Here is a 19,560-nt window from a genome sequence, read left to right on the forward strand (position 1 = left end):
TTTCCTATTACTCCAGGTGCCCTATCCTCCACTTTTTCTGTTCTATCCATCACTTCGGGCATCCTATCCACTACTTTTTCTTTTTTATCCTTCAATCTTGAGCGTTCTATCCACTTCCTCTATTCTTTCCTATTACTCCAAGGGCCCTATCCTCCACTTTTTCTTTTCTATCCTTCAATTTGAATGTTCTATCCATTTCTCTATTCTTTCCTATTACTCCTGGTGCCCAATCCTCCACTTTTTCTGTTCTATCCATCACTTTAGGCATCCTATCCACTACTTTTTCAATTCTATCCTTCAATTGGAGTGTTCTATCCACTTCCGTTATTCTTCCCCATTAATCCAGACGCCTTATCCTCCACTTTTTCTGCTCTATTCACCACTTCCGGAATCCTATCCACTACTTTTTCTGTTCTATCCTTCAATTTGAGCTTTCTATCCACTTCCGTTATTCTTCCCCATTAATCCAGACGCCCTTTCCTCCACTTTTTCTGTTCTATCCTTCAATTGGAGTGTGCTATTCACCAAAAGCTTCTCTATCCCATAAAAAAAACGCCCACCGAGGTGAGCGTTTCCTTTTATTCATTCGTACCTTTTTCCACATCGTATTGTGTAATCCAGTCACTAAAGCTGCCTACGTATAATTGGATGTTTTCATAACCTTCATCTGCCAAAACAGCATAGAGTGGGGATGCTGTTACACCGCTGCCACAGTAGACAACCACTTGTTCGTCACGCGCAACTTTTTGACGTAATGCGTCGTTCGCTTTTAATTGTCCATCTACCTTCAGCTGCTCCCAATCGAAGTTTTTGGCTGTGGGAATATGTCCTGCTACTTGATCTAATGGCTCTATTTCTCCTCGGTAGCGCTCCGCTGCACGTGCATCGAGCAAAGTAGCCTGCACTTCACCATCAACTATAGCCTTTACGGCTTGCCGTGGTGCATAAAGCTCATCCTTCCAAACAAAATCGATGATCGTTGGTGGGTATTTAATAATATCCTTGGTGAACGGAATTTTCGACTCGAGTGCAGGTGCACCGCCGTTTACAATCACAACATTTGGGAAACCTGCATAAGTTAGCATCCACCATGCACGTGGAGCAAATGGAGCTGCTCCTTGATCATAGACAACAATTTGATCATCATAGCTTAAGCCTAATTCTTGAAAGACGGACGCTAATTTTTCCTTGCTCGGCATTGGGTGTCGGCCTTCTTTACTGTCCATATCTGATAGCTGTTGTTCTAAATCAATATGAACCGCCCCTGTTGCATGGCCTTCTTCAAATGCTTTTTTCCCTGCCTCTTTATTCTGAAGATCGAAACGAGCATCTATAAAGCGAACCCCATCAAACTGAATTTCATCCACTGATTTGAATACTTTTCCCATATCAATCACCTCATGCGTATTGTAATTGTGCGTAAATTGCTTTCCAGGAAGCTAAACGGCTCTCTTCCTGTAGTGCCAATCTTTCTGTTTCAATTTGTTCAAGCGCTTGATGATAAATATATAAACGTAATTTTTCTGCTTCCTCTGCAATAAACGTAATCGCCCATGTCATGAGGGAAACTTTCTGTGCATCTAAATAATCTTGTGCATCTGGCTTTGTTAATGTTTCAAGCGCTTCACTTAACTTCATTTTTTCATTCTTTTCAAAGAATGCTTTTTGATTGCGGAAGTGAGATTTTACGCTCGCATATTTTGAGATATCCGCGAATGGTCCTTCAAAATCCAATAAATTCGGCTCTGAAGATTCGAATGATAAGAACGAGAAGCTTCGATTTAATTCTTTGAGCTCGCGTACTTCATCTTTAAAGCGTTGTTGCATTTTTTTACTAATAAACTGTGATAAACGGAAATTAGTAACACGCATTTCCTGGGTGAAATCAAAACGTAAACTTTGCATGACTTCCTTCAATGCATGCTCCAATGCTTGCTGTGCTGGCATCGCTGCAAATGTCGACGGATTGTATCCTTCCTTAAAGAATTCTGGATAACGATAATAGACACGTTGTAGAACATAATACAAAAGCTCATCAAGCTCTTGCTTCGTTTCACTTTCTAACATACTTGTATTAAGCGCACTGAACTTCGTTTGAATATGTTGTTCAAGTGTTGTTAGTTCCTCTAAACGCTCATCTTTACGTTTTAAGTTTTCCTCCGTTTGGGCAATTAAATCTGCCAGGCGCTGCTCTGTTTTATCAACTTCTTCTGCAAGTGCCTGTACGGCTAGTGCACTCAACTCATCATTTAAGAATGTATGGAAGTCGTTTTCAAACGGTGGCATCCCTGATGCTAAATCAGCATCTTCTACTTTTTCTTTTAACGCTAATAGGCTGGAAACCCCGTACAAGCGAGGGAAACGAATACCAAAGCGTTGTAACTCTGAACGAACATAGCCTTTTACATCTTCTTGCTCTTCTTCAGTTGTTGCTAAATCAATCGCATTGACAATAAAGAACATTTTATCAAGCTCAAATGCATCCTTTACACGACCAAGCTGAATTAAAAACTCACGATCAGCTTTGGCAAAGGCATGGTTATAATACGTAATAAATAGGATGGCATCTGCATTACGTATATATTCAAAGGCTACCCCTGTATGACGCGCGTTAATAGAGTCTGCTCCTGGTGTGTCTACTAGCGTCACACCCATACGTGTTAGTGGGCTATCATAATAGAAATCAATATTGTCAACAAAGCAAGATTTATTTTCTTGCGCAACAAACTTTTCAAATTCTTCACGGTCCACACGGATAATTGTTCCCAGTTCAGATTTAAAAGTTGGATAGCCTTCCTTGTAAGCACGAATAAATGATTTATGAACATTTAAACGCTCATCCGATAACTGTACGGCAAGTCCTTCATCCGCACGGTTAAATGCTTCTTCCAATGAAGATACTGCCAAGCCGATTGCTTTATAAGAGCCTTGAATATCCTCTAACATTTGCTCGGCCGTTTTAAGCTGTACGTCTGCCGTTTCATGTGGATGCTCAGGCGTTACAGGGCGAATTTTATTAATAGCTGCTGTTGTAGGGTTTGGCGATACTGGTAAGACCTTCGCGCCCATTAATGCATTCGAGAAGGAAGATTTCCCCGCACTAAATGCCCCAAACAAAGCAATGGTAAAATCTTTTTTCTGTAATCGTTCCACTTTATTTTCAAGATAGTGCGCAACTTCTGCAAAGCCTTGTACCTCTTTGACAGCATTGGCCGTATGAAGGGCACGATGAATAACACCATCAATTGGTAAAGTCGTTGCACTAACAGCCTGCTGAACTTCTTCTTGTTGGATCACTACTTCTTTCGGCTTCAGCATAGACTCATCAAACAAGCGAATATCGGCTAAATCTTGCTTAAAAGCATGTTCCCAATTTGTTAGCTGTTGATTCGCAATTTTACGGATTTCATTGCTTGCTTGATGCATAATGCTTGCACTATATTGCTGATAGCCTTCGATTTCAAGTACAGCATTAATCGCATCCACTTTATCCTGCATAGCAGCCATTTTTAGTTTTGAAGGTGCTGCCGTTTCTGTTGCCACTGCTTCAAGCGTTGTCGCTTGGGCATTTTTCCAGCTATCTGTTTCTTGGATGAAATAGCGCTTCGTTGCCTCTGCGACACGGTTAGCAAAGTTTAATACAGCATCACCTGTTAATAGTGCGCCTGTTTGAACTTGCTGCTCGATCAATGAGAAAGGTAAGTCAAATTCATAGCCATCGATCGCTGAAGCCCGTTCTTCATTTAAAGCGCCAACATCCTTCAAGGCCTTTTTCATAAGCCCTTTTAGATGCCCTGTGATTTGGGCATGAACAACATTTTGATAGGCACTATATGCATCCTCTTTACGACGATTACGCTCTTCCTCTGTTTTTTTCTTGGCAGTAAAGAGTCCCCCTACTTTAAAGCCCTCCTGCATACTTTCTAAATACAGACGTAAACGGTCACGTAAATCAGCTGGCATAATAGCAGCATTCGCAAGTAATTCCTTACGCTGCTCTTCAAACGTTTCATTCCAAGCTTCTACTGAGAATAATTCAACCTGACGATTTAATTTATTGTATTGCTCTAAAATATCTTGATGGTGTGCCCAGTCATCTGCACTTAAGATGTCTTCATCAATAGCTAAACGATCCTCTTTTTCTTCCATTAAATAATTGTCATGCTCACTTTGCAATAAACGCAATGTATTCGTTGCTGTTTGTACAAGCTGCTCCTGCCAATCATTCATACTATCCATAACAATTTTCTTGACCGCCTCAAAATCATTATGTGGATGTTCTGGCTCTCTTAAAGAAGTGAAGAATACACCTTTCGGTACAACTCCCCATGCAGTAAAGGAATTATGAACAGTAGCTTTAAAGTCCTCAAAGCTTAATTCATTGTCTTTATGCTTATCAATCATATTGACAATTAAATAAACGTTTGGATTATATTTCATTAACTGCTTTGTAAATTGGAAATTCAGCTCTGACTGCACATGGTTATAGTCCATTGTATAAAATACGATATCGGCAATATGGAGTGCTGATTCAGTTGACATACGGTGTGCATCATCTGTTGAGTCTACCCCTGGCGTATCCATCACGGTTACACCTTCAGGGAGTGTAGAAGTACTGTGGCCAATTTCAATTTGTGACACTAAGTCTCCATTTTTACTTAGCTCTTTTACCGTTTTAAAATCATAGCCAGCCTCAAATTTAACAGGCTTTTCATTGCGCATATAGACGATTGCATAGTCTTCCTCAGATTTATGCACTTTTACGATGTTAGCACTTGTAGGAATCGGACTAGAAGCTAGTAAATTTTCGCCAGACAGCGCATTAATCATACTTGACTTCCCTGCAGAGAAATGGCCTGCAAAGCCAATCACATACTCTTTTTGTTGAATCTTCCGAGCAAAAAGTGATGTTTTATCCATACGCTCCGTATCACCATTATGCTGATAGATTATGTATTGCAAAGAAGCTTGCTTTAAAAGCCCCTCCAATTGTTGTTCAAAATCTTTCATGAAACCAGTAACCCCTTTTTCGTTAATTATTCATAATTAGTATTCTACCTTATTCAACTAGCAAAGTATAACACTAATTTACGGTAAAAGGCATGTATGCCAACGCTTCCTCCTAGCTAGTACGCTTCGATTGTCTGAAATAATACTCGTTAAATGAAAGATGCTCAACTAGATAGAATGATATTTTCTTCATATTTTATAGTGAACCTATTCGGGGCAAGACTATTTTTTAGAAAAGAGTGTGATAGCACATGGTGAATCCTAAGAATCATCAGCACGTTGAAAAAGATTGTCCTTGTAACTGCGAGAATCGATTTATCTGGCCCCGTATAAAAGCAACAAACGGAGTGCCCGTTGTTCCTCCTTCTGAAGTAGTCCCAGAAGGAGCCATTATTCCGACCATCCATCGATATTTTTATATTGTCACAGCGGATCTTGATTTAACAAATGGGGCTACACTTCCAGCGACCCTCTTTTGGAATGACAATGCCGACCCCATTACTGAATTTACAATTTTTTCGCCCAACGGTTATATCAATCTTTATATTAATGCCGTTATGCAAGAAGGCGGCATTTATACGGTAACTCCTGCCTCACTTACGATTGATCCCTACAATGCTACATTGTATAGAGGAACGCCCATCATCATTGAATCACTAGGCTTCACAACAAAATAAGCAACACGAAAGGAGGTGAATCAGGTGGCACTTTCCATCATTAATATTCATGTCAATGTAACTGGTACTTCTACAAGATTTTTTAACGTCTTAGCTGCACCTCTAGCTATTACAGACGGCACAACAGTCGCTGCTACAACATTTTTAGATGATAGCGGCACAGCTGCAACTACATTTCCTGTAGTCGCGAATGGTTACTATAATTTATATATCAATGGCGTTCTACAGGAAGGTGATGCGTATACAGTTTCTGCAACTGAAATAACATTCAATACTGTTACGGCTTCGCTTTCTGCTGGAACACCAATTGTGCTTGAAGCAGTCGAATTAGTAACAACGATTTAAATAAAAAGGATGCCTTAAACAACATTAAGGCATCCTTTTTTCACATTTGTTCTAATTGCCTTCTGAGCGCAGCAATTTTTTTAGCATAGCTCAGGGCATGTGGGCCATCTCCATGAATACATAAGGTATTCGCAGCCACTTGTATTTTTTTTGATTGTACTGATAAAACTTCATTTGCCGTCAAAATACCTTTTACATGTACCAGCATTTCTTCTTCTGTTTGAATTAAGGCATTTGGTTCTTGTCTGTTTACTAATGTACCATCATCATTATAACGACGATCAGAAAAGACTTCCTCATATACTGATAGTCCCTTTTCCCTTGCGATTTTCGCCATTTGGCTACCAGATAAACAATATAAAATAAGTTGTGGATTGAAATCGTACACGGCATCGATAACGGCTATTGCTTTTTCCCGATCATTTGCACATTGATTATAAAGTGCTCCATGCGGCTTCACATGATGAAGTATCCCTTTTTCAATTTGCACAAATGCTTGCAATGCGCCAATTTGATAGACCGTCAAATCGTATATTTCAGCTGGACTTAAATCCATATTTCGGCGTCCAAATCCCTCACGATCAGGGTAGCCCGGATGTGCACCAATATGGACATTTTTACGAAGAGCACTGCGAATCATTTGATGCATAATTGTATGATCTCCTGCATGATAGCCACATGCAATATTGATAGAGGTTACATAGTCAATTATTTCTTCATCTTTTCCTGATATAAAAGCTTCGAAACTTTCGCCTATATCGCAATTAAAATCCATTGGCATCATTCCTCCAGTACAAACTTGATTGTGTTAAACATACGCATTTGAGCCACTTTATGTAAATCATCTTCATGGATCGTCGCAATAATAGGATAGCCTCCTACCGTTTGAGCATCTGCCATTAAAATAATGGGATTACCACTTTGGGGCACTTGGATGGTGCCAAACTGGGTGGCTTCTGAAAGGATATCTTGCATATTTTGAAGTTGCAGGGTAGGCCCCTTTATGTAATAGCCCATACGATTACCACCGATAAATTGAAAAGGATTTTGAAGAAAAAGGCGTTGACTCTCCTCGGTAAATAACTCGAAATGGGGTCCTTTAAACATTCTCACTGTAATGGAGCTGGCAAAAGTCGGACGATATGGGGCATAAAGGCCTCTATTCATTTTTAATGGAGATGCGACTTGCCCATACAAAATACTCCCTTTCGAAATCGCTGTACCTAGGTTGCCAAGTGGTAGGTATGAGCTACTACCAAGCTCATATTCTGAATGAAATCCTCCGAGTGGTGTCAGGTAAACAATGGAACCTTGACTCACATTCTTAATCGCAAGTCGATCACCCTTTGTTAATTGGAATGTCTTCCACATTTCGATTGGCGCACTATTGACCAAGCATGTGCAACATCCACCAGTTAAAACATAGATGCTATCTGCCAGTGCCTCAAATTCAAATCCACCTACAAACATTTCAAAAGATGTTTGGTCATGAAAATGATGTAAGATTAACTGAGCTGCATGAAATGATACGTTATCCATCGGTCCAGATAACGGAATACCAAATGCCCGATAGCCATACCGTCCCTTGTCTTGTAAGCTACCATAAACACCTTGTTTTGTTACGAGCAGAAGTGGCTTCAATCGCTACACTCCTTTGCTTTTCATTTCCCAAAATTGTTGTTTGGTAATTTCATAAAATTGAACTTCATCACCTAGTTCGAATAGAAACGGTTCCTTCCCATTCGCATCAAATAGATCGAACGGCGTTTTACCGATAATATTCCAGCCACCCGGTGAATCAACGGGATAGATTCCTGTTTGTCCGCCTCCCACGCCAACGGAACTCGCAGAAACAGATGCCCTTGGATTCTTTAAGCGTGGCACAAACAGTTTTGCATCAAGCTCTCCTAGGTAAGGAAAACCAGGCAAAAAACCAATTAAATAAACATAATAGCTTTTGGACATGTGTAGCCGTTTAATGTCCTCAAATGATAAGCCTGTATAATCCATGACGCGCTGTCTATCTAAGGCAAATTCCTCATCATAGCAAACGGGTATTTTTAAAAGCCTATTCGTCCCATCAGCAATAGCTGTGGACACTTGCATCTCAAGCCATTGCCTTCTTAAAAGGTCCACATCTACTTGCTGTTTGACATAGGCTGTAACTGTATGATAACTTGCTACGCTTTCTATTAGATTGTGCCGTAATTGTTTAGTTAGAAAACGATTGAATGCTTGTACAGCATGAAAGTTGGCGTGTGATATTTCCTCATGGAATGCAAAACGTATGGTCTGCTGACTAATCCACATCGAATGTGGAAAATCAATGATCGTCTGCACGTACAGTCTCCTCTATACAAAGCTTCACAGCATCAAGTAAATCCTGGCTATTCCACCCCGGAATTTTACCATGTTGTATAGCCAAATCAAAGGAGGCAGGAATATGAATAAAGCCAGCGCGAACACCTTGATGATACTTTGCATAAACAAGCCCTTCATACATTATGTTATTGCATAAATATGTACCTGCTGTATTGGAGATTTCGGCTGGATATCCCTCTGCTTGTAATCGATTTACCATATTACGAATCGGTAAATTTGTTAAAAAAGCATCAGCGCCCTCTTCCTGAATACTCTCGTCAACGGGTGTGTAGCCGTTATTATCAGGCTCCCCATCTTTCACATTAATAGCAATGCGCTCTGGCGTGATTTTAAACCTGCCCCCCGCTAAACCTAATGAAATAATAATTTGAGGCTTTACCTCGTCTATATATTGCTTGAATTGTTGTGCCGATTGCTGAAAATCTACTGACAAAATACGTCCAACAATCGTATAGTCACCTATCTTCTCTCCATCTAAATTTTCTACAATTTGCATTGTTGGGTTGATCTTATAATCAAGAAATGGCTCAAACCCTGTTACTAATAGTTTTGTCATGTTTCGTCACCTGATTTCTATAGGACGTTTTTTTATGTAGCGTCCAGATTGATTGTTTTTATCTACTGGAGTAGATAGTGTGGCTTCTATAATCGCCTGATTAAATAATTTATGTGCTTTCACGCACGAGATTAATTCTTCATCGTAAACAATTTCATCAGCAACTTCAGAAATTATATCTAAAGCTACCCACTGCGGATAGCGTAAAATACTTACAGAGGAATATGCTGGGGTTACTTCCATACTACGATAAAAATTTATATTTCCCATTTCCTCAATTGGGTATTTTTCCGGGTCCCACTTTGTACCATATTTATAGTATCGATTACGCCAGTATGCATTTTCTTGGGCAAATGTTGATCCTTCAAATATCTTATTTACCCTTTCAGCTACCAGCTCAAGATTTCTAGCCTGTACTTCCTTCGTTTCATTATTTGCATAACGTCCAATTCCATATATTTTGGCACTCGGGATAGTGTAAGAAACTGGGAAAATCGGTGGGCATGCATAACCTGCAAACGGTTGAACCCACTCACGAGCTGGTATGCCATGGTCATCTATTATTACATCAGGAGCCCACTTTTTTAAAATGAGTGGTAAAACATTTGCCTCACCAAAAACACTTTTTTTGAATTTAACATGCGCAAATTCTAAACCAACCGCATTAAACCTCGCTGCATGATGCTTCCATTTAGGATGTTCTTTTGTCAAACTCTCCATAATTTCATACCCATCTGGGTTGGATAATGGAATAATAATTATATTTATTTTCTTTAAGATTTCTGGATAATGGCAAACAATATCCTCCATTAATTCTAATATAGCAGGAGTGCTAGATACTTCATTTGGATGATGGCCAGCTTCAAAAACAATCGTATGTTTTTCATCTGATTTTTTTAGCCCTGAATAATATTCACTCGTAATAGGTTCAGTCACTTCGAAAAATGGAATGACAGTACCTTTATAAGATATATCTCCATAATTTAATTTGACCTCCGAGTATTGTTTAAAACGCTCTACTAAGGAAACTAGATTTTTCATGTTGTGTTTTAAAAAGGTTCTTGCCTCAGTTACCTTCAGTTCATTACCTATAGACATTTCTACAGTTTCAAACTGTCCTTCTTGATTAAACAAGATTCGCTTTGTAACGGGTTCCGTCATCGGTTTGTCATTCCACTGGTAAACCTTTATGTCACTTTTGATAGGCTTATACAGATCTTGTTCTATATGAATATAAGGAATTACACCACCTGGAGCTTTGTATGGCTGATTAACTAACTGGCGGCCAAGCTCATGAAAATAGTCTAAAGTATTAAAGTATAAATCCTCGTATAACGCCTCAAACGATGAGTTCGCTTCTTGCTGAACACCGATTTCTTCTTCGATTCCAGAAGAAGTAAAGTCAATTTCGATTCGATCGAATAATGGAAATAGTTGTCCTTGATTAATATTATTCGTATCTATTTTTAACTTTTTCACCATTCGGGGCAATAACTCTTTCACATAGTATTTATAGAAACGTTCACGATCAGAAAATATGATGTTCTCTTGCACTTGCTCTGTTTTGTTGAATAACCTATACCCAGCAGTAGTTGGATAAGCTTTTTTCTGACCATCAACATAATCTACTTCACTAATAAGTGGATTGAGCTCAGCTATTAACTGATCATCTACAAATACTCTATAAACATGTTGTTGAGTGCTTGAAAGCTCAAATTGCACATGCTCTTTAGGTATCCCATATTGCATTTCAATCATTTCATCCACTGGATAAAGCTCCATAATCCAGCGATTATGTTGCTCTAAGCCGTCTACACTTACCCCATCCTTACAAACTATTTTTACCTTTTGAAAGCGCCTTCCGACAGATGGAAGTACTTCCTCTAATATCCAGTATAAACCTGTTTTAAAGGCAGAGCGAACTTTAATTGTTGTCAAATTTGAAAATTTTTCATATAAATCCAGCTTGAATTGATCACGATTTTTTTTATTGGCCGTCATATAAATTTCAGCCTCTAACGCTTTATCTATTTCTTCTTCTAATGCTTTTATCATGTACGAAGCCTCAGATTTATCGCTCCATTGTTCTTCCAATAAAATAGCCGCTTCATTCACTTGTTTTTCGTTGAACTCCCAAACTCCAAGCAGTCCACCCTCCGACACGTGCTTTGCTGTTGCAATGGAATGGACAACGGCTGGTAGGATATCTTTCATACCAGAGATTTGAATGGCGTTTTTGGCGGTCAACTTCATATAACTTTCGTTTTCGTTCTTGAATGAAATGGTTACATGTCGCTCTTCTGTTGTTATAGCTGGTAATGAAATAGATGTGGCATACAAGCCTAAACGCAATGCAAGATAGCAAACCTCTTTTAACAGAGCATTTGTCTTTAGGTCTTCTTGTATATCCATTTTTACACTTATATGTTGCTGGGGATGTGCCTCATCCTTTTCACCCGTGCCATAGGCTGACCAAAGATGACTTAAATTCTCATAATATGTTAATGGGCTGTCCGTTTTGGTGTCGACCATTCCTTCACTGGCTATTGCACTTAACAATGTAGAAAGTGCTGATTCACTCTCATAATAAATGATAAATGTAGAGTCATCTTGTGAAATAAATGTTCTAGTATATTGTAAAAACTTCATTGTATAGGACTGATTGGCTGGCTGAAATAAATCAAAGTCAGTTTCATTTGATTCAAAGCCTAAGCGTAAACAAAAATCAATTAATCCTAATGGAACTAAATCTTTAGGTAAATCTATAAATAAAGAAGGCTTTTTTTTCGTTTCGTTCTTTTGAAATAAACTAGAAAAAATTATAGAGTTCATCATATCACCTAAACTTTCATATTTGGATCTAAGCGATCTCGCAACCAATCTCCCAATAAATTAAACCCTAAAACAGTTAACATAATGGCAATCCCTGGGAAAACAGATATCCACCAAGCAGAGGTCATGTAATTTCTGCTATCCGCTAACATTCCTCCCCACGAAGGTACTGTAGGCTCCACACCTAACCCTAAAAATGTTAAAGAGGCCTCCAATAAAATAAACTCTGCAATACACATCGTTGCTAACACTAAAATGGAGGAAGCAACATTAGGAAGTATATGCTTAATGATTATTTTGAAGTGTGTCCCACCAATTGCCTTTGCTGCTTGAATATACTCTTGTTCCTTTAAAGCCAAAATCTCTCCTCGAATTAATCTTGCAAAACTAACCCAATATGTAAGTCCTAGGATAATAATAATTTTTTCAATACCTGTTCCAAAAACACTCATGATTACGATGGCTAGCAAAATAAACGGTAACCCCATTTGAACTTCGGCTAATCGCATTATTAAATCATCCATCCATTTCCCAAAGTAACCTGAAATAATGCCTAGAAATGTACCAAGCACTAATGAAATGATTACGCCACAAATGCCGACTAATAGAGATATACGTGCTCCGTAAATAATTCTGCTTAGCAAATCACGCCCAACTTGATCTCCTCCGAGTAAGTATTGCGATTTTCCAGTATCATCAAGCAATTTGGGTAGATCAAGCCGATGTCCTAAGCTAGCCGCACCCGGATCATAGGGAGCAATATAAGGCGCGAATATAGCACACAGTATCGTAGCGACAACCAATAAAAAGCCTATGATGCCTGTTGGATTGTTCTTCATGAATTTCAGAACGGTTACTATTTTATTGGCTTTTTTTATTTCGATTGCTTCTGTTTCCATTATTTGAGTCATTATTGCTCACCTCTTCCAGTCCTAATTTTCGGGTTAATCAATGAGTAGCATAAATCGACGATTAGATTTACTATGATCATAATAAGTGCTAAAAGTATGATTCCTCCCTGGACCACTGGATAGTCTCGTTGATTAATTGAATCAACAATTAGCCTTCCAATTCCAGGCCAAGAAAAGACTTGCTCGACAATAACCGCACCTCCTAATAGCCCACCAAACTGTAAACCAACATATGTTACTGTAGGCAATAAAGCATTGCGGAAAGCATGTCGAATGATAACTAACCATTCTCTTATTCCTTTCGCCCTTGCAGTTGTGACGTATTGCATTTTAAGTACTTCCAGCATAGACGTACGAATTAATCGAACTAGAATACCAGATAGAATGAGCCCTAAGGCAACCGATGGCAAAATTAATGAGCTAACCCCATCAAATCCGGATACTGGCAACCATTTTAGTTGAACAGCAAAAATTAGAATTAGCATGAACGCCAACCAAAAATTGGGGAAAGAAATACCTAACAAAGAAAAAATACGACTAAATACATCAATAGTTTTTCCTTTATAAATGGCTGATAGAATACCTAGCGGAACAGCAATTAACAATGCCACTGCCATTCCACCTAAAGCAAGTGCAATTGTCGGCCATGCTCGTTCGAGTAACATCTCTAAAACTGGGCTATTGGAACGATAGGAAGTACCAAAATCAAGTGTTACTAAATCCTTCATAAATATGAAGTATTGTTCCCAAACAGGCTTATCTAAACCGAGTTTTGCTGTTAGTTCTTCTACAGCCTGCTGTGAAGGTTCCCCAGCCCCAAACATTATACTTACTGGGTCACCTGTTAAACGAATGGAGAAAAATATAATTAATGAAACCGCAATGATTACCAGCACGGTATGCGACAAACGTCGTAGAATATAGGAAAGCATAATTCCATCCTCCTAATGTGAAATGAAAGAGATAGTATGCTAGCATACTATCTCATAATTTTTACTTACTCGACAGTGACACCTTCAAATCTAAAGCGGCCATCATGTGGTGGTTGGAAACCTTTTATTCGTTTATTCACTGCGTATATTTCAACCTCTGAATATAGATTTACTTCCGTTGCATCTTCATATAACACTTCTGTTAGCTCTTTAAAGATGTTTTGTCTTTCCTCGTTATTAATAGTTGCACGCTCAGCCGCTAATAATTGTTCAACTTTTTCATTTTTATAAGATGGGTTCCAGAATTCTCCTTCGTGATACATTAAGTAAGCTGTATTATCAAAGTCTAAAGTCCAACCACCCCAGCCATTTTTATACATGTGGCCAGCTTTTCCTTGTGGTATTAATTCAGATTGGAATGTAGTATTTTCCACGCTATTAATTGAAACTTTTAATCCAACCTCTTCCAAGTAAAACGCTACTGCTTGCGCAATTTCTTTAAATGTTCCATCAGTCCCAGGGATAAAGAATTCTAATGTAGTGCCTTCAGGAATATTCGCATCAGCCAGTAATTTTTTTGCTTTTTCAGGATCATAAGGATAAGGCTCTAAATCTTTGTTATACCCAAAGGATAGATTACTTTGGAAAGAACTAATTAGGTTACCATACCCACCTAAAATTTCCTTCACGATTGTTTCCTTATCAATAGCATAGTTAATAGCTTGTCGAACACGTACATCGTCTACTGGCTTTTGTGCTGTATCAAAACGAATTGAATAAGCAGTAGGAGTAGAAACATCCATTAATTCTATAAAATCAGTTCCTTCTGCTGTCGCAGCTTGCGATACTTCTAAACGTGTCATAATATCAATATTTCCTGTTTGTAATTCTGCCAGTGCTGTTGCTGTTTCTGGGATCACCTTGAATGTAACCTTATCTAGCTTTATAGCATCTTTATTCCAATAATCATCATAACGTTCAATCACCACTTGTTTATCACGCTGATAATCCGTCATTTTAAACGGACCAGTACCTACAGGGTTCATATCAAAATTCTCAGCTCCCTGTTCTTGGATATATTTAGGTGGTACGATAACAGCACCGTATCCTGATAATTTTGTTAATAATACTGGGTCTATTGAATTTAAGTGCATAGTTACTTCATATTCACCAGTAACTTCAACATTGTCAATCGAAGTATAGTTTGAATATTGTGGACCTTTTTGACCTTCTTCTCCTAGCAAACGATCAAAGGTAAATTTAACTGCTTCAGCGTTAAATGGTTCCCCATTATGGAAGGAAACACCTTGTCTTAGTGTAAATACAATTGTCTTATCATCTTTATACTCCCAAGATTCCGCTAACCCTGGTTGTATTTCTAAATCTAAAGAACGACTTACTAATCCTTCAAATACCGATGTTGCGACTGTACTCCAATTAAGTAAAAACGTATCAATTGGATCCCAGTTTTGTGGATCTCCTGCCACGCGAATAACTAATTCATTACCACGTGATACTGCTGGGTTATCACCAGAAGATTTACCATTACTTTTATTTTCGTCCTTAGTTGAATTACTACCACTACATGCAGATAAGAAGATCATCATGCATACAAGTATTAGTGCTATCCATTTTTGTTTCTTCATATTTTGTTCATCCCCTTCTGTTTTTGTGCTATTTATACACCATAAGGATATGGCATCGAATAACCTAGTTCAGTAGAAATTAATGCAGCAGTTTCCCATAGTCCTTCTAAAAATGTATTAATTTTTTCTTGCGGTAATAGTGATTCGATACCAGCTATACTAATCGAGTATTCTACTTTTCTATCACTATTGAAAATTGGTACTGCGATTGATACAGTGCCTTCTTCCAATTCTGAAACACTATAGGCATAGCCGTTGTTTTGCCCAAATTCAATTAATTCATTTATTTCTTTGTCAGTAACTGGTGTTCCACTAGCATATTTTTTACGAGGTTTTTGAAGTACCTCATTAATTTTTTCTTCTGATTGAAACGATAACAGTATTCGTGAGCAGGCACCTGCATAAAGTGGTGCTCTTCTACCCACTCGTGTATATAGTAGAACAGGTTTTAAGCTTTCAATTTTTTCAATATATAGACCATCTGTTTCGTCCAGTACGATTAGTTGAACAGCCAAGTCAAACTTTTGTTGCAACCTCTTCATATATGGTATGGCCAATGAACGAATCTCAATTGAATTTGCAGCAATCGCTCCTAATTCAATTAGTTTATTACCAAGTAGATAATGATCACTCAATACTAACTGTCCACCACTCTGAACATAGGGACGCTTTAATACGCCTAAATCTGTAAAAGTTTTTAAAAATCTATGTAAAGTCGGTTTAGGAATATCTGTTTCAATTGCTAGCTCGTCTAATCGCCATGAAGGTTTTTCCTCAGTGAATAATGTTAAAATGTTGATACCTTTTTCTAATGTTTTGCTCATAATAATCGCTCCATTTGTTCTTCATAAAGTAAGCATGAAACTTCATGCTTATCGCCGACTTTTTCTAATTTTGGAGATGTCACTTTACATATTTCCATGCAATTTGGGCATCGTGTATGAAACGTGCATCCCGATGGTGGATTAGCAGGATTAGGAACATCTCCACTAAGCACAATACGCTCCTTTATTTTTGAAGGATGTGATTTTGGTAAAGCTGAAAGCAATGCTTTTGTGTATGGATGTTTAGGATTATTAAATAACTCATGTTTGTCTGCCATTTCCACCAACTTTCCTAAGTACATCACTCCTATACGATCACAAAAATGGTGCACTACACTTAAATCATGGGAAATAAAGATATAGGTAAGGTTCATTTCTTTTTTTAAGTCTTTCATTATATTCAAAACTTGTGATTGAATCGATACATCTAGAGCTGATACAGGTTCATCTGCCACAATTAATTTTGGATTGGATACTAATGCTCTTGCAATTCCAATTCGTTGTCTTTGACCGCCTGAAAATTCATGTGGAAAACGCTCTAATTGTTTTTTTGTTAGTCCGACCTGATTGGCTACCTCATAAACTCGTTGCTTCCGCTCTTCCTTAGTACCTATCCCAAAATTAACTAAAGGTTCTTCAATTATTTTAAAAACCTTCATTCGAGGATTAAGTGACGAAAAAGGATCTTGGAAAATTATTTGCATATCACGGCGTTTTTGACGTACCTCTTTTGGACTTAGAGTAGAAATATTTTCACCGTTCAACAAAATTTCTCCATCAGTCGGGGGAAAGAAGTTGGATTATTGTTTTCCCCATCGTTGACTTTCCACATCCTGATTCACCAACAATCCCCAAAACCTCTCCTTCATTAACATAAAAAGAAACATCATCTACCGCTTTTAAATTTGCCGAGCGAGATCCTTTTACTGGAAAATACTTCTTTAAGTGTTTAACCTCTAATAGCGGGCTGCTCATTGACATTTCCTCCTTCCACTTCATCCTTTTCATATAGCCAACATCTAACTGTACTACCAATAGATGTTGTGAATAATCCCGGTTTCTTTTTGCATTTTTCAGTTGCAAATTCACATCGATCGAAAAATCTACAACCGGATGGCATATCAGATGGTGATGGCACAACACCTACAATAGAAGGAAGATACTCTTGCTCCGATTCAATATCTGGTAAAGAGTTCAATAATCCTTTAGTATACGGGTGGAGAGGATGATCAAATAAATCCAACACATTCGCTTCTTCCACAATTTCACCAGCGTACATGACAATTACTCTCTCACATATTTCCGCCACTACCCCCAGATCATGGGTTATTAAAATAATTGACATATCAAGTTTTTCTTGAATATCTTTCATCAAATCTAAAATCTGAGCTTGAATCGTCACATCTAATGCAGTAGTAGGTTCATCTGCTATTAATATTTCTGGTCCACATGCTAATGCCATGGCGATCATAACCCGCTGGCGCATTCCTCCTGATAATTGGTGTGGATACTCATTGACAACTTTATCAGGACGAGGAATACCCACGAGACGAAGCATATCTACCGCGCGTTCATGTGCTTCTTTCTTTGAAATATTTTCATGACTAAGAATCATTTCAACAATTTGTGAACCAACTTTATACACTGGATTTAGAGAGCTCATCGGTTCCTGAAATATCATGGAAATTTTTTTCCCACGAATCTTTCGCCATTCCTTCTTCGATCTTTTATTAATTTGTTTATGATCTATGTAAATTTCTCCACTTTGCCAATCCACCCCATTAGGTAGCAATCCCATTAAAGATAGGGATGTCATACTCTTTCCACAACCAGATTCCCCCACAATACCCAACGTTTCTCCTTTTTCCAATCGGAAAGAAATACCATTAACAATAGCTATATCTTTTTTATTTTGTTGAATACCTACTTTTAACTCTTTTACTTCTAAAATATTTAAATCCATTTTTACCCCTCCGTTCCAAAATATGAAACGCAATTCCATTTTTTAAAATCTTATCAGAAAATAAAAGAGTATTTCAATAGTTTTCAGAAAAAATTAAAAATTCGATATAGTAAAATTATTCTTATAAAATAAATTGTTTAAAAGTGTTCTTTGCTTTACTAGATGATGTATTACTACGAAATATAGGGTGTTTCCTAATCTTAAAATTTAGTTAAACATAAAAAAGCATGGTTCCGATTACTCGAACCATGCTAAAAATTGTTATAGTATTAAATCTTATTTTAAATGCGCAGTCGCCTGTTTCATGACGTATTTTCCAACTCCAATATAAATCACTACAGCTGCTCCTATCAATACGAATGTCATTGCTGACCGCTCCTTTTCATATTAAATAATATCTTTTTCATTAGGCTTTCAGACCATTACACTGAATTTGAAAATCATTCTCAATAATATATTATAAATTTCCTGTTAATTCGTCAAGACATACTTTCATCTTACCCTTTCTACATGGTAAGATGTAGAAAAGTCGGAAAAAGGATGCGGTAATGATGAGTAATTCGAAGTACTTTCAAACTATTTTAAACGGGACAATTCACGCTTTAAAATCCATTCTTCCTATGGACATAGAAGTAAAGTCGCCTAGTATTATTTCTGAACCCTTTCAACAGCAACAAATGGGCGTTTTAATTGGCTTAATTGGGGATGTAAAGGGGCGTGTGATTATTGATTCCTCTCCTGAAGTCTTTAGCGGTATTGGTAGTACTATGTTCGGTATGCCTTTGGAGGGAGAAATGCTAGAATCCTTTACTGGGGAATTTGGTAACATGATTGCAGGAAATTTATGTACAGCTGTTGGGCAAGAAAGCTTAGAAATTGATATCACTCCGCCAACGGTGATGGTGGGCAACACAAAATTATACGGCTTTGAAAAAGCATTTGCTCTCCCAGTCTCGGTTCCAAGTGTTGGTGCACTAACAGTTCTACTAACGATTGAGGAAGAAGAATAGAAACTTAGAATCTATTTCAAATAAGACATTGTATGCAGAAGCCTATTGCATTTATGTATATTCGTTATTTGCAAGTTAGTTTTTTGTCTGTGGAATCCCCCACTCTCCTTCCAATCTATAGTTTTTACTAAAATTAAGCAAAATACAATAAACGGACAAGCCATCTCAATGACTTTTGAGATGGCTTGTCTTTTTCTCTTCCCAATTCTTCACACTTTCTTCACATAAACCCTCTAGATGTGTGATTTTTTTCACATCAAAATCAAATGGATTTTTATATGATGTCAGTAAGAAACACCACAATAAAAAGCGTAGGAGGAGCAAAAATGGCAAACAAAAAGAAGTCAGATGAGAATTTAAAAGGTTCACTCTATGCAGTTTTTGGAGTAGGCATTATCATCATTTTACTTTGGGTGTACTGCTTCGATTTATTCATTGGACGGTTTTAATTTACGAAGAAGGGACAGAAACA

At 37.8% G+C, this 19,560-nt stretch carries 18 protein-coding genes and 1 pseudogene; 4 read left to right on the forward strand and 15 right to left on the reverse strand.

The annotated features are described in order from the left end of the window. Positions 1 to 106: 106 nt before the first annotated feature. From RT445_RS12325 to RT445_RS12340, 4 genes are all read right to left on the reverse strand, one after another. Positions 107 to 319, reverse strand: a complete 213-nt coding sequence (locus tag RT445_RS12325) for a hypothetical protein (RefSeq protein ID WP_312507652.1) — start codon at positions 317 to 319, stop codon at positions 107 to 109. Continuing rightward, entirely contained in the window at positions 312 to 443 is a 132-nt protein-coding gene (locus RT445_RS12330; protein WP_274796512.1) for a hypothetical protein, read from the reverse strand. The genes RT445_RS12325 and RT445_RS12330 overlap by 8 nt, the downstream gene beginning before the upstream one ends. A gap of 135 nt (positions 444 to 578) precedes the next feature. Next, positions 579 to 1,388 carry a sulfurtransferase gene (locus RT445_RS12335; RefSeq protein ID WP_274796511.1) on the reverse strand — a complete coding sequence of 270 codons (810 nt, stop codon included), beginning with the start codon at positions 1,386 to 1,388 and terminating at the stop codon, positions 579 to 581. A gap of 10 nt (positions 1,389 to 1,398) precedes the next feature. Next, a complete protein-coding gene (locus tag RT445_RS12340) occupies positions 1,399 to 5,010 on the reverse strand; it encodes a dynamin family protein (RefSeq protein ID WP_312507651.1) in 3,612 nt (1,203 codons plus the stop codon). A gap of 251 nt (positions 5,011 to 5,261) precedes the next feature. Between RT445_RS12340 and RT445_RS12345 the strand changes: the two genes are divergently transcribed. Together RT445_RS12345 and RT445_RS12350 are read left to right on the forward strand one after the other, a co-directional pair. Further along, a complete protein-coding gene (locus RT445_RS12345; protein ID WP_274796509.1) occupies positions 5,262 to 5,687 on the forward strand; it encodes a DUF4183 domain-containing protein in 426 nt (141 codons plus the stop codon). Positions 5,688 to 5,711: 24 nt separating this feature from the next. After that, positions 5,712 to 6,032, forward strand: a complete 321-nt coding sequence (locus tag RT445_RS12350; protein ID WP_312507650.1) for a DUF4183 domain-containing protein — start codon at positions 5,712 to 5,714, stop codon at positions 6,030 to 6,032. 40 nt (positions 6,033 to 6,072) lie between these two features. Here the strand turns inward: RT445_RS12350 and RT445_RS12355 are convergent, their stop codons facing one another. From RT445_RS12355 to RT445_RS12405, 11 genes and pseudogenes are all read right to left on the reverse strand, one after another. Continuing rightward, the gene (locus RT445_RS12355) at positions 6,073 to 6,816 is read right to left on the reverse strand and encodes a 5-oxoprolinase subunit PxpA (protein WP_274796507.1); all 744 of its coding nucleotides are present in this window, start codon (positions 6,814 to 6,816) and stop codon (positions 6,073 to 6,075) included. Further along, positions 6,813 to 7,673: a 5-oxoprolinase subunit C family protein gene (locus RT445_RS12360; RefSeq protein ID WP_312507649.1), complete on the reverse strand. Its 861-nt coding sequence runs from the start codon at positions 7,671 to 7,673 to the stop codon at positions 6,813 to 6,815. The genes RT445_RS12355 and RT445_RS12360 overlap by 4 nt, the downstream gene beginning before the upstream one ends. 3 nt (positions 7,674 to 7,676) lie before the next feature. Further along, positions 7,677 to 8,372: a 5-oxoprolinase subunit PxpB gene (pxpB, locus tag RT445_RS12365; protein WP_274796505.1), complete on the reverse strand. Its 696-nt coding sequence runs from the start codon at positions 8,370 to 8,372 to the stop codon at positions 7,677 to 7,679. Further along, a complete protein-coding gene (locus tag RT445_RS12370) occupies positions 8,356 to 8,970 on the reverse strand; it encodes a pyroglutamyl-peptidase I (protein WP_312507648.1) in 615 nt (204 codons plus the stop codon). The genes pxpB and RT445_RS12370 overlap by 17 nt, the downstream gene beginning before the upstream one ends. Before the next feature lie 6 nt (positions 8,971 to 8,976). After that, positions 8,977 to 11,802: a M14 family metallopeptidase gene (locus RT445_RS12375; protein ID WP_312507647.1), complete on the reverse strand. Its 2,826-nt coding sequence runs from the start codon at positions 11,800 to 11,802 to the stop codon at positions 8,977 to 8,979. Between the two features lie 8 nt (positions 11,803 to 11,810). Next, positions 11,811 to 12,713, reverse strand: a complete 903-nt coding sequence (locus tag RT445_RS12380; protein ID WP_312507646.1) for an ABC transporter permease — start codon at positions 12,711 to 12,713, stop codon at positions 11,811 to 11,813. Then, the gene (nikB, locus tag RT445_RS12385; protein ID WP_312507645.1) at positions 12,713 to 13,645 is read right to left on the reverse strand and encodes a nickel ABC transporter permease; all 933 of its coding nucleotides are present in this window, start codon (positions 13,643 to 13,645) and stop codon (positions 12,713 to 12,715) included. Before nikB ends, RT445_RS12380 begins: the two co-directional genes overlap by 1 nt. Positions 13,646 to 13,710: 65 nt before the next feature. Next, positions 13,711 to 15,291: an ABC transporter substrate-binding protein gene (locus RT445_RS12390; RefSeq protein WP_312507644.1), complete on the reverse strand. Its 1,581-nt coding sequence runs from the start codon at positions 15,289 to 15,291 to the stop codon at positions 13,711 to 13,713. A 32-nt stretch (positions 15,292 to 15,323) separates the two neighbouring features. Further along, on the reverse strand, positions 15,324 to 16,115 hold the full coding sequence (locus RT445_RS12395) for an IclR family transcriptional regulator (protein ID WP_312507643.1): 792 nt from the start codon (positions 16,113 to 16,115) through the stop codon (positions 15,324 to 15,326). Then, a pseudogene (locus tag RT445_RS12400) lies at positions 16,112 to 17,090 on the reverse strand (ABC transporter ATP-binding protein). Before RT445_RS12400 ends, RT445_RS12395 begins: the two are co-directional and overlap by 4 nt. Beyond that, entirely contained in the window at positions 17,065 to 18,078 is a 1,014-nt protein-coding gene (locus RT445_RS12405) for an ABC transporter ATP-binding protein (protein ID WP_312507641.1), read from the reverse strand. The pseudogene RT445_RS12400 and the gene RT445_RS12405 overlap by 26 nt, the downstream one beginning before the upstream one ends. A gap of 551 nt (positions 18,079 to 18,629) precedes the next feature. Between RT445_RS12405 and RT445_RS12410 the strand changes: the two genes are divergently transcribed. Further along, positions 18,630 to 19,088 (forward strand): chemotaxis protein CheX, encoded by a 459-nt coding sequence (locus tag RT445_RS12410; protein WP_274797293.1) that lies wholly within the window; start codon positions 18,630 to 18,632, stop codon positions 19,086 to 19,088. Positions 19,089 to 19,414: 326 nt separating this feature from the next. Continuing rightward, positions 19,415 to 19,537, forward strand: a complete 123-nt coding sequence (locus RT445_RS12415; RefSeq protein ID WP_009370491.1) for a hypothetical protein — start codon at positions 19,415 to 19,417, stop codon at positions 19,535 to 19,537. Positions 19,538 to 19,560 lie beyond the last annotated feature (23 nt).

It is taken from the genome of Lysinibacillus sp., from assembly GCF_032093475.1.
Taxonomy (GTDB): Bacteria; Bacillota; Bacilli; order Bacillales_A; family Planococcaceae; genus Lysinibacillus; species Lysinibacillus irui.